Origin of the sequence: Bacteroides sp. BFG-637 (assembly GCF_024793605.1) — a bacterium.
GTDB classification, from domain to species: Bacteria; Bacteroidota; Bacteroidia; order Bacteroidales; family Bacteroidaceae; genus Bacteroides; species Bacteroides vicugnae.
This window is the reverse complement of record NZ_JANUPD010000002.1, coordinates 4,169,731-4,192,238: the sequence shown is the minus strand read 5'-3', so window position 1 is coordinate 4,192,238 and position 22,508 is coordinate 4,169,731. Positions and strand designations below refer to the sequence as shown.

13 protein-coding genes and 1 pseudogene are annotated in these 22,508 nt (G+C 42.5%); 1 reads left to right on the top strand and 13 read right to left on the bottom strand.

The genetic code is table 11. The features are described from left to right. Window positions 1–20: 20 nt before the first annotated feature. The 8 genes from NXX38_RS16090 to NXX38_RS16055 form a co-directional block, all read right to left on the bottom strand. Window positions 21–1,385 carry a dihydrolipoamide acetyltransferase family protein gene (locus NXX38_RS16090; RefSeq protein ID WP_258980180.1) on the bottom strand — a complete coding sequence of 455 codons (1,365 nt, stop codon included), beginning with the start codon at window positions 1,383–1,385 and terminating at the stop codon, window positions 21–23. A 108-nt stretch (window positions 1,386–1,493) separates the two neighbouring features. Then, complete coding sequence (locus NXX38_RS16085) at window positions 1,494–2,216, bottom strand: lipoate--protein ligase family protein (protein WP_148366191.1); 723 nt, start codon at window positions 2,214–2,216, stop codon at window positions 1,494–1,496. 19 nt (window positions 2,217–2,235) lie between these two features. Next, a complete protein-coding gene (gene lpdA / locus NXX38_RS16080; protein WP_234131987.1) occupies window positions 2,236–3,579 on the bottom strand; it encodes a dihydrolipoyl dehydrogenase in 1,344 nt (447 codons plus the stop codon). A gap of 75 nt (window positions 3,580–3,654) precedes the next feature. Then, the gene (locus NXX38_RS16075) at window positions 3,655–4,548 is read right to left on the bottom strand and encodes a glycoside hydrolase family 25 protein (protein WP_195649065.1); all 894 of its coding nucleotides are present in this window, start codon (window positions 4,546–4,548) and stop codon (window positions 3,655–3,657) included. A gap of 169 nt (window positions 4,549–4,717) precedes the next feature. Continuing rightward, the gene (locus NXX38_RS16070) at window positions 4,718–6,364 is read right to left on the bottom strand and encodes a diphosphate--fructose-6-phosphate 1-phosphotransferase (RefSeq protein WP_074556442.1); all 1,647 of its coding nucleotides are present in this window, start codon (window positions 6,362–6,364) and stop codon (window positions 4,718–4,720) included. A gap of 207 nt (window positions 6,365–6,571) precedes the next feature. Then, the gene (locus tag NXX38_RS16065) at window positions 6,572–7,951 is read right to left on the bottom strand and encodes an efflux transporter outer membrane subunit (protein WP_074556441.1); all 1,380 of its coding nucleotides are present in this window, start codon (window positions 7,949–7,951) and stop codon (window positions 6,572–6,574) included. After that, window positions 7,951–11,055, bottom strand: a complete 3,105-nt coding sequence (locus tag NXX38_RS16060) for an efflux RND transporter permease subunit (protein WP_148366185.1) — start codon at window positions 11,053–11,055, stop codon at window positions 7,951–7,953. Before NXX38_RS16060 ends, NXX38_RS16065 begins: the two co-directional genes overlap by 1 nt. Before the next feature lie 3 nt (window positions 11,056–11,058). Further along, a complete protein-coding gene (locus NXX38_RS16055; protein ID WP_258980176.1) occupies window positions 11,059–12,315 on the bottom strand; it encodes an efflux RND transporter periplasmic adaptor subunit in 1,257 nt (418 codons plus the stop codon). A gap of 272 nt (window positions 12,316–12,587) precedes the next feature. Between NXX38_RS16055 and NXX38_RS16050 the strand changes: the two genes are divergently transcribed. Continuing rightward, complete coding sequence (locus NXX38_RS16050) at window positions 12,588–14,804, top strand: patatin-like phospholipase family protein (RefSeq protein WP_258980174.1); 2,217 nt, start codon at window positions 12,588–12,590, stop codon at window positions 14,802–14,804. A gap of 172 nt (window positions 14,805–14,976) precedes the next feature. On the opposite strand, the gene NXX38_RS16045 is transcribed toward NXX38_RS16050, so the two are convergent. The 5 genes and pseudogenes from NXX38_RS16045 to NXX38_RS16025 all read right to left on the bottom strand — a co-directional run bounded on the left by NXX38_RS16045 (window position 14,977) and on the right by NXX38_RS16025 (window position 22,504). After that, window positions 14,977–17,322 (bottom strand): beta-galactosidase, encoded by a 2,346-nt coding sequence (locus NXX38_RS16045; protein ID WP_258980172.1) that lies wholly within the window; start codon window positions 17,320–17,322, stop codon window positions 14,977–14,979. A gap of 347 nt (window positions 17,323–17,669) precedes the next feature. Next, window positions 17,670–18,929: a DUF2264 domain-containing protein gene (locus NXX38_RS16040; protein ID WP_258980171.1), complete on the bottom strand. Its 1,260-nt coding sequence runs from the start codon at window positions 18,927–18,929 to the stop codon at window positions 17,670–17,672. 24 nt (window positions 18,930–18,953) lie between these two features. Beyond that, a pseudogene (locus NXX38_RS16035) lies at window positions 18,954–20,125 on the bottom strand (glycoside hydrolase family 88 protein). A gap of 419 nt (window positions 20,126–20,544) precedes the next feature. Next, window positions 20,545–22,104 carry an OmpH family outer membrane protein gene (locus NXX38_RS16030; RefSeq protein WP_258980170.1) on the bottom strand — a complete coding sequence of 520 codons (1,560 nt, stop codon included), beginning with the start codon at window positions 22,102–22,104 and terminating at the stop codon, window positions 20,545–20,547. Further along, a complete protein-coding gene (locus tag NXX38_RS16025; protein WP_122137741.1) occupies window positions 22,079–22,504 on the bottom strand; it encodes a biopolymer transporter ExbD in 426 nt (141 codons plus the stop codon). The genes NXX38_RS16030 and NXX38_RS16025 overlap by 26 nt, the downstream gene beginning before the upstream one ends. Window positions 22,505–22,508: the final 4 nt, after the last annotated feature.

Below are 22,508 nucleotides of genomic sequence, written 5' to 3'. Positions count from 1 at the left end.
ATGAATGAAACAATCAGTTATCAGCCTTTCCAATTTTCGAGATAGTCGGCTATAAAATGCAGGAAGTTACCTCCCAACATTCCGTCTACTACCCGATGATCGTAAGACAAAGACAAGTACATTTTATGCCGGATTGCAATCGTATCACCCTCCGGAGTCTCTACAACAGCAGGTTTCTTCTCGATATACCCTACTCCCAGGATGGCTACTTGCGGCTGATTAATGATTGGCGTACCGAACAGGCTCTTGAATGTTCCAAAATTGGTTATCGTAAACGTACCCCCATCAATATCTTCCGGCATTAATTTGTTATCCCTTGCTTTCAAGGCCAGAGAATCGATAGCAACAGCCAACCCGTTCAGATTCAGATGATCGGCATCATGTACCACAGGAACAATCAGGTTTCCATCATTCAAAGAGACGGCAATACCGACATTAATATGCTTTTTGAAAAGAATATTATATCCATCTACCGATACATTCACCTGTGGATAGGCAGCCAATGCTTTTGCCACGGCTTCTGTTATCACAGGCATATAAGTCAGTTTCACTCCTTCGCGACGGAAGAAAGCATCTTTATTTTTTTCACGCCAACGCACCAATTTGGTGACATCCACTTCTACCACATTGGTCACGTGAGGAGATACTTTCTTAGACATAACCATGTGGTCGGCAATAATCCGGCGGACACGATCCATCTCTTTGACTTCGACTCCAGGCATTGCTACAGGAGCAGACGATTTAGATAAAGTGGCAGCCGGCTGGGCAGCAGCGGCAGATGTAGCCGGAGCAACCTTCGGACTTGCCTGTTCAGAAGAAACAGCAACTGATGGTTTGCTTGCGGCCGGAGCAGCAGATGCCGGCTTCGGTTCAACGCTACCTCCTCTTTTCTTCTTTTCAATATAATCTTTTATATCTTTCTTACTCAATCGCCCTTCATAACCGGTTCCTTGTATAGCATCCAGCTCTTCTTTCGGAATCTTAGCTTCCCGCGCCAACTGAATCACAACAGGAGAGTACCAACGTTCTTCCTCTGCAACAACAGGTTTCGATGCAGTATTCGCTGATTCGTTCTTAGCAGTTTCCGCTGACGATGGTGATGTTTCAGAAACATTTACCGGCTCCGTTCCTGAAGATTCTTCTCCATCCAAATCAATTATAGCTACTACTGTTCCTACAGCAACCGTATCACCTTCCTTATATAAAATCTCCACCACTTTTCCCGCTACGGGAGAAGGGATCTCCGCACTTACTTTGGCAGTATTCACTTCAAAAAGCACATCGTCTTCCTGAATCATATCACCTACCTTTACAGACCAAGAGACGATGGTCCCTTCGGTTATACTCTCGCCCAACTTAGGCATTTTTATTTCGAATTTCGACATAGACAGTTAATTTATTATTCAACCTTGAGATATTACAACAACGGGCTGAAATAGAAAGTTTTAAGTTAAGTAAATTTTAACCGGATACTGACAAAGCCAGTCCGGACATCAACGACTATATATCCACTCTTTCTGAATATATTTCTCTTTCCGGAGCTGATTGACAGCCTCTATTTCCTTCCCGTTAAAAGCACTGACAGATTGGGACTTACTGAAATACTGAAAAGCCTTCTCTTTAAAATCAGTTACAGTTCCCTCCGGCAAGTGACTCCGAATATTGGTTACCTCACTCCGAACGGAAGGAACAGCATATACTGACGATAAAGTTTCATCATCAACCATCGGTTCCGGATTCAAAGCTTTATACAAGGCAGTCAGATCCGTATCATACAACAGAGTGCAATGATACAACACCCGATTCTTATGTACGCATTGCGCACTCCCTGATATTTTCAATCCATTCAAATAAATCCCCAATCGTTCATCTCCTTTTACCATCAGGCCTATAGAATTCAAGAAATTCAATGTCCGCTGCAAATAAGTAACAAATTCCGGCAGACGGGGAGCCGTTTCTATAAAAGTCAGATTGACATTACCCAAATCATGATACACCGCTCCCCCACCCGAAAAACGACGGGCAATATGTACTCGTCCCTGTTCCGCCCATTTCTTATCGACTTCCGACCGCAACCGCTGATGCTTACCTATTACCACAGAAGGAGTATCCTGCCAAAGCATGAAAATATCTTCATTTCCCTGCTTCAACAGATATTCCTCTGCTGCCAAGTGAAAGTAAATATCAGTAAACGGACTATAGATACATCGAATCATAGATCAAGCGGAATAAGAGTTAAAACATTATTTCGTGATAAATCTCTCCGACCGTAGGATGCGGAAACACAGTCTTCTGGAATTCCTCCACCGTGTACCCTCTCTGAATAGCAATACCTGCTATCACAATAAGTTCTGATGCCGGATTTCCCAACATGTGACAACCGATAATCCTCCCGTCTTCATCCTGGATCAGCTTACAGAGTCCGTTTCCCTGTTCATTCTCCGCAACGAACCGTCCGGAATAAGCCATCGGTAATTTTGAAACACGGTAAGGAACTCCTGATTTTACCAGTTCTTCTTCTGTCTTTCCCACTCCCGCCACTTCAGGGTTGGTATAAACGACTCCCGGAACACAATCGTAATTCATCCGGTCTTCCACTCCTAAAATATGATTGATAGCGACTTCCGCTTCACGGATAGCGGTATGCGCCAATAAAGAATAGCCTGTAATATCACCACACGCATATACACGAGGATGCGAAGTCAACAGATGTTCGTCTACTTTCACTCCATTCCGATGCAGTTCTATATTCAGCTTGTCCAGTCCTACCTTGGATAGATTTGCCTTACGTCCTACACTAAGCAAGATCTTCTCCGCTTCAATAGTAGACGTCTTGCCTTCTTTTTCTATCACAACTCCATGAGGATTTACTTCCACCACTTTCGTATTCAAATAGAAAGTGACTCCCCGTTTGGCATATTCGGCACGAAGCATACCGCTGGTTTCCTTATCCATCGCTCCCAGAATCTCCGGCATCATTTCTACCACATGCACTTTCACACCCATACTGTTGAAAAAAGAAGCAAACTCCATCCCAATCACCCCGCCGCCAATAATGACCAGCGTCTTTGGAAGTTCCTTTATTTCCAATGCCTCCTTGGAAGTCCAATAACTGATTTCTGACAGTCCCGGTATAGGAGGAATCACTGTATCAGAGCCGGTACATACCAGCAAATATTTCACGGAATAGGTTTCTCCATCACAAATGATTTGTATTTTCCCATCTTTTTCTCCTTCTATCAGAGCTTCCTTTTCTACAATAGTCACTCCGTAAGAACTCACAGTCATCTTCACACCGCCCGTCAACATTTTTACTGTTTTATCTTTACGGCTCATAATCTTGGATAAATCGAACGAAGGAGATTCGGCAGAAACGCCATATTTGGAAGCATTCTTGATGCTATCCAGTATTTTAGCAGAATATAACAAAGTTTTAGTAGGAATACACCCCTCATTGAGACATACTCCACCCATTGCCTTTTTCTCAAAAAGAACGGCCTTTAATCCGTTGGCCCCTGCCCGTTCGGCAGCTGTGTACCCGGCCGGACCACCACCAATAATAGCTATATCAAAGTTCATAATCGTATCTTTTAAGTAATAATACGATTATAACAAATATGAGAAGAGATAAGTTGTAGGGAAAAGAAATACCCGTTACTTAATTGTCAGCTTTTTAAGTTCCTCTAACGAGCCATTGAATACATTCAAATCTACGTCTTCTTTAATACCGGGAACACTTCCCACATCCGTATGTTGCCAAAAGTGCCATTTTCCCTGATACCTTACAGAGTCCACATAATAATGGGCAATCCAATAAGGGTATGCATTGAAGATAGAGTCGTCCAGATAACGGGTTTTAAATTTATAAGAGGTATAAAGAATAGGCTTCACCCCATAATGAGATTCCACCCGGTCCAGCCAGCGTTTGATGCCTTGCTGTAATTCCTTTTTCTCTTTTCGTCCGGTCACTTCCACATCGAGAACCGGAGGCAGGTCGCCGGAATCCAGTTTTACCGTGCGAATAAAGAAGTCCGCCTGTTTCAAAGCATCCGTGCTCGGAATATAAAAATGATAAGCGCCACGGATAAATCCATGATTACGGGCATTGGCAAAGTTTGCCTCAAATGTAGTATCGTTATGATCTCCTCCTTCTGTTGCCTTCATAAAGACAAAATGCAAAGGAGTAGCCGTCTCTTTATTCTGCAACAGCTTCTTCCAATCAATCTTTCCCTGATAGTGAGAAATGTCAATACCATGAATATCATATCCGTCAGGGATGCAGACACCGTATTCCTTTAAGCCATGGCAAGGTTTCCATCGATAAGCATAAGGACGGATAAAGAAATAATAGAAAGCTGCGGAGAAACAACCGACAATCATCACTGCCAGCATATTACGGAGCCAGGTAGGCATCACAGTTCGATGCTTCACCTGTTCCTTTTTTGAGGTACGGGAAGTTTTGGAAGAAGAGGCCGTTCCCTTTCTTTTAGTGGTGGAAACAGTTCTTTTCTTCTGTACGGCAGACATCGGGTTGTTGCGTTGCGGCATTTACTTTAAACGATCAATATTTTTAGAGATAGGCACGGATTACACGGAATACACGGTTTATTAAGAAATAACTAAAAAACCGTGTTAATCCGCGTAATCCGTGCCTGAAAGAACCCTTCATTGCAGCTGTTATTGCAACTGTAACATTAACAACTGCTCTGAAGTGTATTTATTTAGCTTGTTCCAGTTGCAAAGTCTTAGTTGCCTGGTCGCAAACTTCTGTAGGACCGAAGTATTGGATCGGACCCGGATATACATAATCCGTTTCGATAGCCCAACGTTCGCGTTGTGAAGCAAATGCTTTGAAAGGAGCACCATCCAGTTTTACCAATGCTTTCTGGATAACCGGCTTCATTTCACCGTGACGACGTTCCATGTTCATCATCATGGTAATAGGCACACCACCAGCAATCCATTCAGCAGCAGGAGCTGTTGTGTTACGTACAGAAGACATATAACCAGTCTTACCGTTAGCAATCAACATAGAAGCTGTGTAACCCAAAGAGTAGCAATAGTCAGCGTCAAAGTTTGACGGAGCAGCACAACGTCCTTCATAACCGAAGAAGTGGTGTTGAGCAGCAAATTTACCAACATACTTGCCTTCTTCTTTCCATGCAGCCAACTTAGTAGCTACCATTTCAGACAACAGTTTTTCAGTTTCGATCAATGATACCTGAACGTTTCCATGCGGGTCACGATCCAAAGTCAACTGACGGGCAACACCTTCCGGCAGACTTGCATAGATAGCAGAGTTTTCCGGAGAAAGTTTGCGGATGATATAATCACGTTGGTGAGATTTCTTAATCTGACCGAATTCTTCAGCATTGGCAGCCAGGAAGTCATTCAATTCAGCAATCAGACGTTTCATGGCAGGAATGAACTCAACCAGTCCTTCCGGAATCAATACTGTACCGAAGTTATGTCCTTGTGCTGCACGGTCTGCTACCACTTTAGCGATGTAAGTCACTACATCATCCAAAGACATATCTTTTGCTTCCACTTCTTCTGAAACGATACATACGTTAGGCTGTACCTGCAAAGCACATTCCAGTGCAATGTGAGAAGCCGAACGACCCATCAATTTGATGAAGTGCCAGTATTTACGTGCAGAGTTACAGTCACGTTGGATGTTACCGATTACTTCAGCATAAGTCTTACAAGCTGTATCGAAACCGAAAGAAGTTTCAATCATATCGTTCTTCAAGTCACCGTCGATTGTTTTCGGGCAACCGATTACCTGTACACCATACTTCTTAGCAGCATAGTATTCAGCCAATACACAAGCATTTGTGTTAGAGTCGTCACCACCAATGATAACCAGTGCCTTGATACCCAATTCTTTGATGATTTCATAACCCTTTTCGAACTGGCTTTCAGCTTCCAGCTTCGTACGTCCGGAACCGATAATATCGAAACCACCCGTATTACGGTATTCGTCAATGATATCAGCAGTCAGTTCCATATAGTTGTGATCTACCAGACCACCAGGACCCAAAATAAAACCATATAATTTGTTTTCCGGATTCAATTTCTTGATACCGTCGAACAAACCGGAGATTACATTGTGTCCGCCCGGAGCCTGACCACCGGAAAGAATTACACCTACGTTCATAGCAGGAAGAGCAACAGCTTCACCGGCTTCGAATGTAATCAACGGCATTCCATACGTGTTCGGGAATAATGCTTTGATAGCTTCCTGATCGGCTACAGATTGAGTAGCAGCACCTGCTACAGCCTTAACAGCTCCTGATGCCAATGCTTTCGGAAGTTTGGGCTGGTAAGCAGCCCTTGCGATTTGCAATGCACTTTTAGTCATTTTCTTTAATTTTTTATTTAAAGGTGTTAGTAAGTTTCTTGTCAAACTTGAAAAGCGTTGCAAATTTCGCACTTTTTTCCGAATTATGAAAATTCTTCTTCTGTTGTTTTTAAGACAAAAAGAAGAAGAAAGAAAAATTTAAGGCTATCTCCCGACGTGGGAGATAGCCTTTACGTTTTCTTCAGTGAGCTAATTTATAATATAATTCTAGGGATTCTGCTCCCAGCCTCCGCCAAGAGCCTTATAAAGTTGAACCACCGCAATCAACTCGTCACGAATGGCATTACTCAATCCGATTTGGGCATCAAAGTATCCACGTTGGGCATCCAATACATCCAGATAGTTGATGACCCCATTGATGTACTGCAATTGTGCCAGGTCCATGTAGCTCTTGGCCGAACGTTCCAGATTGGCACGAAGTTCGTATACTTCCTTGATCTTGTTGAAGTTGACAATCGCGTTACGTGTTTCTTTGAAAGCTTCCAGTACGGATTTCTCATAACTATGTACTTCAGCCTCATAAGCGGCCTTCTTTGCTTTCAATGCCGCACGGTTCTTTCCCCAGCCAAAGATAGGAGTCAATAAAGCTCCTTCCATAATTGCGTAGGGAGATTTCAGGAGTTCCGACAAAGAAGTACTTTCACTACCGAAACCGCCTGTCAAGGCAAGACGCGGGAACATATTCGTATAGGCCACTCCTACTTTTGCATTGGCAGCAATCAATTTCTGCTCTGCCTGACGAATGTCGGGACGACGTTCCAACAAAGTAGACGGCAACCCTACAGGAAGTGTTTCCGGAGAGTTAAACTCCTGAAGCAAACGGGAACGGGCTATCTTATTAGGATATTCACCCGCAAGATAAGCAATATCGTTCTCTTTCAGGGAGATTTTACGTTCCAAGTCAGGAACCAGAGTGGCCGTACGTGCCAACTCCACTTGTGCCTGTCGATAGGAAGTCTCGGAAGTCAATCCACCGGCAAACCGGATACGTGCCAGACGTACCCCTTCTTCACGGGCTTTCAACGTCTGTTTGACAATATCAAGCTCTGTATCCAAAGCTACCAGTTCATAGTAAGCCTGCGCCACTTCAGCCACAATCGTCATCTGCAATGCACGTTGCGCCTCAATAGATTGCAGATACTCGGCAATGCTGGCCGAACGTGCCCAACGTAGATTTCCCCAAAGATCGAGTTCCCATGAAACAAGAAATTGTGCTTCAAAGGTATCTGATCTCTTGAAAGCGTCTCCTCCATGATTCTCAAGTTCACGTTCCCCTGTCACTTTTCCTTTAATGTCCGGAAGCAATGCCGCCGTAGAAATTCGTTTCTGTGCAGCCATTTCTTTCACACGGGCAGCAGCAATCAGCATATCTTTATTATGATCCAATGCACGCTCTATCAGACTTCTCAATGTAGCATCCGTATAAATATCCCTCCAGTCCTGAGCACCGAAGCTGACCGAATCCTGTGATCTTTCCAAGCTGTCGGGTAAATGAAGATCAGGACGGACATAGCTTTTCCCTACCTTGCAGGAAGTCAGTACTCCGGCAAGTAACAGGATAGCAATATATAGTTTCTTTCGTTTCATTATTTCTTATGTTTTAAGATTTTCGACTTTGTTTTATACACCATCACAAAGAAGAACGGCACAAGAATGATACCAAATACGATAGCAAATATCATTCCGAAAAATACACCTGTACCGATTGCCTGCCGGCTTGCCGAACCCGGACCACTTGCCAGTACCATCGGAAGCATACCGAGCACAAAGGCAAGAGAGGTCATCAGAATCGGACGGAAACGCAATTTGGCTGCGTATATGGCCGACTGCACCAAGTCTTCACCTTTATCTACCTGCACCTTTGCGAACTCTACAATCAAAATTGCATTCTTAGCGGCAAGTCCGACCAACATAACCAAGCCAATCTGGAAATAAACATCGTTTTCCAATCCGCAAACCCAGACTCCCAAATAGGCTCCCAAAGCAGCCACAGGTAAAGAAAGCAATACGGCAATAGGCACTGTCCAACTTTCGTATTGTGCGGCAAGGAAAAGGAAAACGAACAAGAATACCAGTGCCATCACCATACCTGTCTGACCTCCCGCCTGCTTCTCCTGATAGGAAAGACCGCTCCATTCCAGACCGATATTATCGGGGAGATGATCTTTGGCAATCTGTTCCATGATCTCCATCGCCTGTCCGGAACTATATCCTTGCGCAGCTGCTCCACGAATAACGGCCGTAGTAAACATATTGAAACGTTTGATACTTCCCGGTCCTGTGGTATATGATGCATTTCCCAGAGAAGTCAACGGTACCATCGCTCCATTGGAGGCTTTTACGAAAAATAAATTAATATTGTCTTTATGTTCCCGGTAAGGAGCTTCCGCCTGAATATAAACCTTATATATACGGTTGAACATATTAAAGTCGTTCACATACACCGAACCGGTATAAGCCTTCATGGTAGAAAACACATCAGCCAAAGGCACACCCAGCATCTTCACTTTGTCTCGATCCACATCAAAATAGAGTTGTGGGATTTCCGACTGCAAAGAAGATGATAAGCCGGCCAGCTCTTTACGTTTGGATGCATAGTACATTAATGTATCTGCTGCGTCTACCAAATTATCAAAAGTGGCTTCTCCGCGGGCTTCCAGCTGCATCTCAAAACCTCCCGAACTACCCAGTCCCGGAATCACCGGAGGGGTGGACAGATAGACTTTACATTCCGGATATTCCTGAAGATGTTTTTCCACCGTATGCATGATTTTCTCAATAGTAGTACTCTTCCGATCTTCCCAAGGTTTCAGGATCACCGTCAGTTCAGCACGTCCCTGGTTACTTCCGACACGCGGACTACTTCCCGTTACATTCTGTATATACTCAATGTACGGGTTCTTTTCCAGATAAGCAATGGCACGCTCTGTCACGATACGGGTACGTTCCAGAGTAGCTCCTTCCGGTAGTTCTAATTCAATCTTGAAATATCCCTGATCTTCTACAGGTAAGAAACTGGTCGGAATAATACGATGAATCAACATGATAGCAATCAACACCATACCAAAAGCACTCAAAACTCGACGAGGATGCTTGATTGTACGAGTTACGGCAGCCACATACTTATTACTACCGATACCCAGCCATTCATTAATCTTCCGGAAAACGATATTCTTTTTCTTTCCGCTATCCGGCTTCAGAATCAGCGAACACATCACCGGACTCAATGTCAGAGCCACTACTGTAGAAATAAGCACGGACACTACAATTGTCACCGTAAACTGGCGATACAACTGTCCTGTAATCCCACTTAAAAAGCTAACCGGGACGAACACAGCCGCCAATACCAGTGAAGTGGCAATCAAAGCACTGGAAAGTCCGTTCATCGCTTTTTTCGTAGCTTCATAAGGGCTTAGGTGCTCCGTTTCCATGATATGTTCTACACCTTCCACCACCACAATCGCATCATCCACCACAATACCGATGGCAAGGATCAATCCGAGCAATGTCAGGATATTCAGTGAGAAACCGAAAATCAGCATGAATCCGAAAGTACCGATCAATGAAATAGGTACCGCCACTACCGGAATCAACGTTGCACGCCAGCTCTGCAAGGATAGATAAACCACCAGAACCACCAAAACCAACGCTTCAAACAACGTCTTATATACTTCATGAATAGATTCGGAAATATAGGTCGTCATATCGAACGGAATCTCATAGCTCAATCCCTCCGGGAAGTTCTTGCTAATCTCATCCATCGCCTCTTTTACTCTCTCGGCCACTTCCATCGCATTGGCACCCGGTAACATATAAATACCAAGCACGGCAGCATTCTCACCGTTAATACCACTCTCTGTATTGTAGGAAGAAGCTTCCAGCGATACACGTGCCACATCTTTCAATCGAATGATAGAACCATTCGCATTAGCACGCACTACGATATCTTCAAATTGTCCTACAGTGGAAAGACGTCCCTGTGTCGTGATAGGAATCGTGATATCCAATCCCTGTACAGGCTGTTGTCCCAGCACCCCCGCTGCCGATTCACGATTCTGATCTTTCAATGCATTCTGCAAATCCTGTACGGTCAGTCCGAAGTTTGCCAGCTTATCCGGCTGCGCCCATATCTGCATGGCATAATAACGGCTACCGATATTGGATACACGCCCCACTCCGGGAATACGGCGAATCACATCGAGCACATTGATAGTAGCAAAGTTACTCAAGTAAATCTCATCGAACTTTGGGTCAGTAGAAGTCAGACAAAGCGTCATCAACTGACTGGGAGCCTGTTTCTCTACCGAAATACCATTCTGAATCACTTCCGCCGGCAAACGGGACTCTGCCAGTTTCACACGGTTCTGAATCTCAACAGCTGCCAAATCCGGATCAGCAGATACATCAAAAGTAACTGTTGCCGAAAAGCCTCCGGAGTTAGAACTATTTGATTCCATATAAAGCATCCCCGGAGTACCATTGATTTCCTGTTCAATCGGAGTAGCCACTGCCTGTGATACAGTAAGTGCACTCGCACCCGGATAGGAAGCACTAATCTTCACCACCGGAGGGGTAATCTGTGGGTATTGATCCACCGGAAGCATCGTCAGACCGATAATGCCGACAATCACAATCACGATGGAGATTACAGCCGAAAAGACCGGCCTATCTATAAAAAAAGTAACTTTCATCGTTTATTCTCCTTTCGCGTTATCCTTCATTCCGGTAACATTTTCTTTCGCCCCGGCCACTTCACTTTTTGTCGCAGTTATACTATCCCGGGCCTCTGCATCCGATTGGCTCACCCGCACTTTCATACCTGGAGTCAACTTATGGAATCCTTCCACAACAACCATTTCTCCTTCTGCCAATCCTCTTTCTACCACCACATTATTCCCGACTTCCGGTCCTAATTCGATAAAACGCTTTTCTACCGCATTATCTTTACGCATGGTATAAATATAAGCTCCTCCCTTTTCGATGGTAACGGCTTTCATCGGAACAACGAGTGCTCCTTCACGAACATCCAGCAACAATTTCACCTTTGTAAACTGCCCCGGCAATAATACCTGTTTCGGATTAGGCATTTCTGCACGTACGGAGAAAGTACCGGTTTGAGGGTCCACCTGCGGTTCGGCAAAATCCACGTATCCTTTGAATGGATAAACCGTGTTATCCGCCAATGTAATGGTAATATTGGGCTGCCAGGAACGGGTAGAGTCCTGTTGTCCCAAATTAATATTTCTTTCTTTACTCTTCAGATAATCGAGTGCTGTCATACTAAAATCAACCAACACCGTATCACTCTTCACAATAGTAGCAAGCAACGATTTTCCCCCGGGTCCCACTAACGTACCCAAATCCACATTTCTTTCACTAATGTGTCCCGACAAAGGCGAACGGACAATGGTGTAGCCCAACTCCAGTTCAGCCTGTGCCAGATCCGCCTCACTCATGGCTACCGTTGCCTCGGCACTTTCATAAGCAGCTTCCGCATTATCCAAATCCAACTGGCTTGCAGCATTCTGCTCAAACAACGGACGGATACGTTTTAAATCACGCTCCGCCTTCAAAGCCTGCGCTTCGTCTTTTTTCAACTGCGCCCTGGCCTTATCAGCTTTGGCACGATACTGGTCCTGATTAATGACAAACAAAACCTGATTCTTATTGACATATGTCCCCTCGGCAAAAAGCATATTTTCCAGATAGCCTTCCACCCGGGCACGGACTTCGACGAACTGCTGGGCGCGAATACGCCCTACATATTCCCCGTATATCTCTACATCATCTTTCACTACCGGTTCCACAATGACTGTCGGCATTTCCGGTGCAGCCTTCTGAGGTCGGGTCAGTATCCAATATACACCCAACACAACTACCGCACAAATTATAGCAGCAATGGTTCTCTTTCTCCTCAGTTTCAACTCATGTTTCGAAAAGAATAATCTCATATCGAATCTTATTATTTAATTTAACTTATGTTTGTTCTTTACTCCTATATGCAATTCACATACCAAAAATGCGTCGCAGACATTATTAACTTACAATCAAAGCATTACAAATTCTTCTTCTTTTTGCAAAAGTGTGGAAATCCGCTGTATTGTGTAGAAATTATCCACATTTCCGACTTTTGGAACATTTTTTTTAATTCCCATTTCAACAACTAAACAAATTATGCTCTACATTTGTATTATATTAAACATCAACACTAGACCATGTCCTAATGAAAAAACAAATCTTTTCAACATTAGTTTTATCAATTGGCTTATTATTGCCTTTTTCTTTGCATTCTCAGGAGCAAAGAAAAAAGGTAGGTGTCGTACTGAGCGGCGGGGGTGCCAAAGGAATGGCACACATCAAAGCACTGCAAGTGATCGAAGAAGCCGGCATTCCTATCGACTATATAGCCGGTACCAGTATGGGAGCTATCGTAGGTGGTCTTTATGCCATCGGCTATACTCCGGAACAATTGGACAGTATGGTACGGAAGCAAGATTGGACGTTCCTGTTGAGTGACCGTATCAAAAGAAGCGCCATGTCATTAACAGATCGTGAGCGATCTGAAAAATATACAGTCTCTATCCCTTTCACCAAAACTCCCAAAGATGCCGCTACCGGAGGAATCATGAAAGGAGAGAATCTGGCCAATCTGTTTTCAGACCTTACCGTGGGATATCATGATTCTATCAATTTTAATAAACTTCCCATTCCTTTTGCCTGTGTGGCTGCCAATGTTGTCAACGGAGAGCAAATCGTATTCCATGACGGAATACTTTCTACTGCCATGCGCGCCAGTATGGCCATCCCCGGTGTATTTACTCCGGTACGGCAAGACAGCATGGTGTTAGTGGACGGTGGTATTGTAAACAACTATCCGGCGGATGTAGTAAAAGCAATGGGGGCTGATATTATTATCGGAGTAGACGTGCAAAACGCTCTCAAAAAGGCCGACAAGCTCAATAGCGTCCCCGACATTCTGGGACAGATTGTAGACATTACCTGTCAATCTAATCATGAAAAGAATGTAGACCTCACAGATACTTATATCCGTGTCAATGTAGAGGGATATTCATCCGCCAGTTTTACTCCGACTGCTATTGATAGCTTGATGCGAAGAGGTGAAGAAGCGGCAAGAGACCAATGGGATTCGTTGCTTGCCTTAAAAAAGAAAATAGGAATAGCCGAGAATTATACTCCCAAACAACACGGCCCTTATTCTTCCCTATCCAATGCGCGTACTGTTTATGTGACCGACATTTCATTTTCGGGTGTAGAAGTGGATGACAAAAAATGGCTGATGAAGAAATGCAATTTGAAAGAAAACAGTAATATCTCCACTCTACAAATAGAACAGGCCTTGTATCAGTTACGCGGTAGCCAATCCTACTCAAGTGCCAGTTATACATTGAAAGAGACACCTGAAGGCTATCATCTCAACTTCCTGTTGCAAGAAAAATATGAAAGAAGAATCAATTTGGGCATCCGTTTCGACTCGGAAGAGATCGCATCGTTGTTGGTCAATGCAACGGCAGACCTCAAAACTCATATTCCTTCCCGGTTGGCTCTTACCGGTCGGTTGGGTAAACGATATGCCGCCCGCATAGACTACACGTTGGAACCCATGCAACAACGTAATTTCAACTTCTCGTATATGTTCCAATACAACGATATCAATATTTACGAAGAAGGTGACCGTGCCTATAATACAACTTACAAATATCATCTGGCCGAATTCGGTTTCTCTGATGTATGGTACAAGAATTTCCGTTTCGGACTCGGTCTTCGTTTTGAATATTACAAATACAAGGATTTCCTGTTTAAGAAACCTGAAATCTCCGACCTGAAAGTAGAATCGGAACATTTTCTAAGTTATTTTGCCCAAGTACAATATAATACCTATGATAAAGGACGTTTCCCTTCTAAAGGAAGTGACTTCAGAGCTGCCTATTCGCTCTATACGGATAATATGGCACAATACAACGAACATGCTCCATTTTCAGCACTGAATGCTTCGTGGGCAAGTGTCATTCCAGTGACCCGCCGCTTCTCTGTCATTCCTTCCATTTATGGACGTATCCTGATCGGAAGGGATTTTCCTTATCCATTACAAAATGCTATTGGCGGTGATGTCCCCGGTTTCTATATTCCACAGCAATTACCTTTTGCCGGGGTTACCAATCTGGAATTAATGGATAACACCATTATGATCGCCTCTATTAAATTCAGACAACGGATGGGAGCCATTCATTATCTCACATTGACAGGTAACTACGGGCTAACGGATAGTAATTTCTTCGATATATTGAAAGGGAAGCAATTGTTCGGTGTTAGCGCAGGTTATGGTATGGATAGCATCTTCGGACCATTGGAAATATCATTAGGATATTCTAATCAGACAGATAAAGGAAGTTGCTTTGTGAATTTAGGATATTATTTCTAATTACCCAGACAATATCAGTCAAGCAAAAAAGAGAAGTAAAAGAAAAACCGTCACTCACGTGAAAGTTATTCTTTTACTTCTCTATAACTTAATGAACAAACTTAATAATTAACCTTATGACTTAAATGTCTTCAGTGTACATCATAGACATACAATTATCTTATTATTCCCTTTAGATTTTAAAGGGTGTCATTTTCAGATATACCCGATAATCTTTTATCATGCCTGTCTTACCGGCTTCTGCTCTCGGCAAATATGAAAATCCGGTTACTACCTTATCTTCACCGAGATTAATCACAATCTGATGCGGGAATTTATGTTTGGCAGCCGAAGAATAGCTTGTGTGCCAAAAGGTAGATTCCTGCAAGTCGAACACATTCGTTGCAATATTATTCGCTTCTTCCGTTTCCTCACTATCTGCATAAACAACTTTCCAATGTTGGCGTGACAAGGGCTTGCCATCAGCTCCCAGTAACTCCAATTCCGCAATGGCTGCAAAATCTTTCCCATCATGTGCATTCAATGCTTCCAGACAGAAGAAACGTGTTTCCACCTCTTTTCCAAACTTCACATGTTGCCAACCATTACCCGCCTTGAAAGAACCTTTATAAACGGGCGTTTCTCCGCTCAAGTCCAAGTTCTCACCTACTTTACGATGTGCATAGGCAGCACCATGAACGCGTAAATTATCGAGAATAGGTTGTTGCAAGCCTGCCGTTTCCGGTTGTACAGGTCCAGCCATATCCAATATAATCACTTCGTTCTCACCTTTCTTCAACCAACATCCCGGCACATATAAGGTTTGTTGTGGTCCTATTTCCCAGTAACGTCCAATAGCATAACCATTCACCCAGACCATCCCTTTACTCCAGTCAGTCATATCCAGGAAAGTATCACCGGTTTTATCCAGCGTAAATGTTCCACGATAATACGCAGGGTCTTTTTTCGGATTATCTTGTTTCACAAATTTCTTATTCTTTGCAAAAGCATAATCAACCGGGATATTATAAACTTTCCAATTCTTCAATGAAGTAGCAGCACCGTCCGATTGAATTTCCACCTTTTCAGTAATACCTTTCCAATCATAAATACCTTTACCGAAATTCATACGGCCCATCGCTTCTACCAGAATATCCAATTGGGCTCCTTCTTTCACAGGTGGAAGAATAACAGTCCCTTCCCCTTTCAAACGACTTAATGTCGCCAATTTCTTGCCATCAAGGAAAACCTGTGCCCAGTCATGAGCCTCTGTAATTGTCAGAACTTGCTCTTCGTTAGATGCCGGAAGTGTTGTTCGATATAGAATACTTCCCCAACCCTGATCAAACGCTTCCATTGACTGAATATTTTCACTGATTTTTGGCTCCGGCAGATTATCAAACAGTATCGCCACTTCATCTAACTTAAATGAAGGAACAGTAATCGTTGGAATAGAATCCGGGATTTCCGGCAACGATTCGCCTTCAGGTAAATAATTACTTAACAATTTACGTACTTCAAAATATTTGGGAGTGACTTTTCCTGATTCATTGATAGGTGCATCATAATCATAAGACGTACATGTCGGAGAGAAGTTCGGGAAGTTTGCTCCTCCCCAATGTCCGAAACTAGTACCTCCATGAGTCATATATAAACTAAATGAAATATTACGATCGAGCATATCTTTCATTCCTTTTACCAAATCCTCCGCACTGCGTGTTTCATGCTTCGCTCCCCAATGATCGAACCATCCGGACCAGAACTCACTACACATCAATGGAGTATCAGGACGAAGCTCTTTCAAACGTTCAAACTGCTGATCTATATTGGCTCCCGTACCAAAATTGACAGTCCAAAGAAGATCATCCAAAGCATTGTTCTCAAAATTAGAATTCCAGTCACACTGGAATAAAGGTACCCCTGTGAATCCCGCTTGCTTCACAAGATCACGGATAGCAGAAATATAAGGCTTGTCAATACCAAATGAGCCATATTCATTTTCTACTTGTACCATAATTATATTTCCACCTTTGCTAATCTGAAGATCAGCAAGTTGTTTACCAACTTCATTCATGAACAATTTCACACGTTCCATATAATACGGATCCTGTTCACGGAGCTTAATATCTTTCTTTTTCAGTAACCACCAAGGCAATCCGCCCATCTCCCATTCGGCACACACATAAGGACCAGGACGCACAATGACGTACATACCATTCTCCTGCGCAAGACGACAAAATGCTGCAATATCCTTTTGCCCGGTAAAATCATATTTTCCTTCTTCCGGTTCATGGAAGTTCCAGAAAACATAAAGGCAAATGGTATTCATACCCAACGCCTTAGACATTTTAATACGATGTTCCCAATATTCTTTTGGAATACGAGGATAATGAATCTCTGCCGCTTTTACGACAAACGGCTCTCCATTAAGCAAGAAAGTCTTGTCCCCCACCTCAAATGTTCCCTTTGAAGATTGAGTACAGGAAGTGCTGAATACAGTCACTAACAAAATAAGCAAATACAATAAAGGTCTTTTCATTTTCAATCTATTCTATTGTTTTCATGATACATTAATCTCTTTAGAAATTCACCACCGGTTAATGTTTCCATTAAAACCGATAGCGAATTTGAAAACTAATCCCATTTAATTACCCCAAAAAACTAAAACTATTACCTATTGAAAACTGATGCAAAGATGGAATATTCTTCTTACACAAAGGTCTTTAAATCGGTCAAAATAGGATAATATTCATTCAATTTTTCCTAATTATGGCTTTTTAGTATCAATTTGACTCTTTATAAAAATCCCGCCAATACCTCTTAATAGTATTGACAGGATTGATGTTTATAATAAAGGCTAGTTAGTGTTATTTTAAGGATCCATCCTTAGTAATGTATAGTATGATCTTTCGGAAACTCACGACCGCTCCATGCTTTCTTAGAAGTCCAATCTTGAGGAGCCGATGTCCAAAAGGAATGATTAGCAGGAAGTCCTAAAGGAAGAAAAACCTCTGATGTTATATACATACTTCCATTGTTACTATACCAGTCGGCCAGTCCGGTCTGATGCCCAGCAAAGCCTAATTGCAGAAATCCTTTCTCATTGAAATTCCCGTTAACAGAGAATAAACGTTTCATGACGCAAGTTAACGCATTACGAACTTGTCCTTCCGGGAGTTCTTCAGGTAACATTTCTTTCCAGCAGAGCATTGACAACGGTTGGAAAACTCCCAATCGATAAGTCATAGAACGACCAAATACAGGGAAGGACGCTTCAGGAGATATAAAACGCTCCAAAATCATTCCAAAACGTTGCATACGTTTTTTAGCTAAATCTTCAGTCTTTTTTTGCATCTCCAAACTACGATCATGTAATATTACCTTATGATCGTTCACAGTCTGCATTACTTGTACAAACATAGGCTGAATCACATAGCTATTATAATAATCGAACGCAAAAGTTTCTCCATCCGAATACCAACCATCACCTACATACCATTCTTCCGCTTTCCGAACAGCCGTATGAATGCGGAATAAATCATATTGCGCATCGGCTTCCATTAAAAAAGATTCAATCATAGCAGAAAATAGCAACCAGTTAGTATAAGGCGGATCAATTCGACGCAACAACTGGAATTCTTTAATATACCGTTGTTTTGTCACGTCATCCAATGGTTCCCAAAGTTGCTCTTTAGCACGAAGAAAACTACTGGCAATATAAGCCGCATCTACTAGAGGCTGCCCTTCATTTCTCCATAAAAGATAATCGGGGCTATCCGGATCAACAGCATGTGCGTAGCTTTTCAAAGCCCATTCACGCAATTGCTTACGCATTTTTCCTTCTTCCGTGTCATCATCCGGCAAAGAAAGCCAAGGAGCAATACCGGACATCAGGCGCCCGAAACATTCCATATACGTCACATCCTTGCTCCTTCCATCCCAAGTAGGGCTGATTTCTACCTGCATATTTTTCTTCAACTCTCCTTTACTCATATTACTTAATACCGGAGCAGCAATTTTATATGCCATCTGTACCCAATATTCACGGTCGCAGATTTCTCTTTCCACTTTCACTTTTTTGGCATAAATTACCGTGCTTAACATGCACAATAAAATAATGACCAAGATGTTTTTGCTTTTCATCATTACATTTAAATATAAAAATAAATTCTAATCATTCAGATATTTCACCATTTCAGAACCTGCCAACAAGAAAGCTCCTACTCCAAAATCAGCAGTTGTTTCTGGTCCTACATTTTTATGTTGGTCTGCTCTTTCACCAATCGGCTGTACATAACCAATCTTTCCACTAGGTTGCAAAGCTATTTCAGTCAGGTATTCCCAACCTTTTTTTATAACAGGTTCATAAATGACCTTATCCAAAAATCCATTATTCACCCCCCAAAGATATCCATAAGTAAAGAAAGCGGTTCCACTAGTTTCACGTCCCGGGGCCTGTATCGGATCTAATAAACTACGAGTCCAGTATCCCTCTTCCTGCTGTGCAGCAGCTAATGATTTAGCCATCATTTTATAAATCTCAATATATTCGGCACGATGAACATTATTCTCCGGTAAATCTTGTAGTACCTTTGCTAAACCAGCAAACACCCAGCCATTACCTCTCGACCAAAAATCCTTTAATCCTTGATTAGTCTTATGTTTCGGATATATATATTTTCCATCCCGATAAAACAGGGCACTTTCCTTATCATACATCAAATTCTTGGCATACGTAAAGTACTCATACAATTTATCCAAATATTGCTGATTACCCGTAACCTTATAGAGCTTAGTCATCACCGGCATTACCATATACAATCCGTCTGCCCACCACCAATAGTCATTATTAGGAGTTGACATTTCATATTCCATCACCTCCTTCGCACGAGCTATTTTATATTCTGCCGGTTCCCGATCCATATTATATAAATCTATATAAGTCTGAAAACAAATCTGCCAATCTCCGAAAAGAACATGTTCCATCGTTTCACCATAATTATATTTCCACTTGGATTTATCATCAGAAGTAGCCCCTTTCCATTGATTCTTTTCAGCCCATGCCTCTGAATATTTTTTGTAATCTATATTACCTGTCACCTCATAAGCCGCAATATTTCCCGTATGATAAGCTGCCGGATGCCAAAAGCAAATGCCGGTTCCGGATTCTCCTCTTGCCAATAGTTATTAACCTTCTTAATAGTCTCAAGAACCTTTGACTTTGTCCATACACTATCAACAATTACTTCACTCTGACCGTTACTCTTACCTGATTTACATCCTGCCATGCAAATACTGAACACACAGCTTAATACCCAAAAAGAAAATCTCCTAAAGTTCATTAATTATACAGTTTTTCGTGGTTATTATTCAAGTCACAAAGATGTATCCTTTTAAGGATAAAAAGGTTCTATAATGCGTCAAAACCGTACAAAAATCATTCAATATATAGAAAAGTCTTTTGAATAACGATTAAACAGCTTTGGTCTTTGGGGACAAATGATATATTTCTTATAATATTAGTTACTTCCGATAATGAAAGAAACAATCCTTTTTCAGACATTTAAAGTGTAAACTGACCATTCTGATCAGAAAGTGTTTTATGCTTAATTTTCCTCTCAATTATTTTAGTACCAATAATCGGACAACCACATTTGTCCACAATGATTTAATAAAAAAGTTATGGAAGACAACGAGTCTTCACATAACTTTTACCAATAATTAATCCTTAAACAATCTTTCTATTTAAACACATATCTATCTATTTATTCTGAGGAATAATCAAGAAACTAAACCCACAGGGACCGCCACCTCCATTTTCCAGCCGTACCAAAACTTTATTCCACCCCTGCCGGAACTGAAAGGGAGCAATATGTTCATCAATATTATACCAGCTGGTACCGTAATCGCGCCATACATCCTTACCATTAATCCACACGCGTCCGCTGTCATCCGTACCAATAGCTACTAGCATCGTAGTAGCTTCATCAAAATAAAGCTCGGTATAAGCATAGTAAGTCGAATGACCGGTCGTTACTGGAGGGACATTATGCATTGATTCACTCTGCATAAACTTCCAACGGAGCGTCCCGTCAAGCTGCACCTCGTCTCCGATAACTTTTAACGGATCAGAATCCGTCTCCGCAATTCCCATACCTACCTGCCCATCAGTATACACAGCATCAAAGTCAATAGAAACCTCTGGCGGATGAACGATAGAAAAGTCCTCTCGGCCAAAACTCTCCCACGGTCCAATCATATACCATGTATTGATATAGAGCCACCCTTTACGTTCAGCATTTTTAGAAAAGCGCCGTCCGGGCAACGCTTGTGCTTTTACCATTTCCTTACTCAATTTCGAGCCTGAATAAGCACTGAACGTTCCTTTTCCACCTCCGGGAGCAGAAACCTCTCCATTACCTCCCATACCCATACCGATTCCATTTCCTTTACCACTACCGTTACCTCCAGGTCCTCCATTACCCGGACTACCATTGCCTTGTCCCATTCCGTTTCCAGGATTACCAGCCTGACGAACTGCTCCGAACAGACCTTCCAAACGAGATTGTGCTAGACCTGCCTGACGAGTAGCTTGTCCAAGTAATCCACGATAATTATTCAAATCAGCAGTACTCTTTATCTGCAATCCTCCACTGGCATTACTACCAGCCGAAGTTGCCCACTCACTATCCCTTGACTGCATCCTTATCAATTCATCAAAACTCGGCATACGTGAATTTCCCGCTTTCAAAGAACTGTACACTTCAGGGAACGATTGTCCCTTAGATAAGGACTGTTTAGCAGCACTCACAGCCAAATGACTTTGTTGAATTTCAGCCTCATAATCACGCAGCACAGCATAAAGTTCTTCTACAGAAGCATTGGCTGACGGATTTCCAGTTTGAGGAATAGCCCGTGCTTTCGACGTATCATTTGCATCAGCAGGTGCTCCCCATGGCAGTTTTCTTTTTTCCACTTTCGTCAACATATCGTCTTTACGCCGTCTCATTGTTTCAGCCATCGTTTGGAACTTCTTCACCTGCTCTTCCAGATTCTTCTTGACCAAAACTTCCGACTGCTCTACCAACTGTCTGGCATAATTAGACGGTAATGCCCGTTGCGCCTGTTCCTGTTTTACCTTTTCTGTCAAACTTTTCCTGGACTTTTGATTTTTCTGCTGTTTCATTTGCAAATCCATCGCCTCTCGATCAGGAGATGGCATCATCCAAATATAGAATGCTCCTCCCGCAAAACAAATCAGCGCTATCACCCATGATAGGATAACCGTCAGACGGCTACTCCCTGTTGTAGTTTTCGTCATACGTCCTGATTCCTATATTAGTTAAGTTATAAAACTGACAAGCATCCATTACTTCTACAAAGCGTCCGAACGGAGTATGCCTGTCCATATCAATGCGAATACGCTTTCCCGGATCGGTGACACATGTCTGCCGTAATTGTTCCATCATAAAATTGGTTGAGCAAGGTTGCCCGTCCCAATAAAAGTTACCATCGGCGTCCAACCCTACAATAGCCTGCTTATCATCCGGTTTCAATTTAATGGCCGATTGTGAAGTTGGCAGATCAACAGGAATATCCCTATTTTTCACTTTCGTCATGGTAGATACCAAAAAGAATATAAGCAATAAGAACACACAATCGATCAAAGGGGACATGGAAACTTCCGGTTCGTCCTCGTTATTAAATAATGATAATCTCATAGGC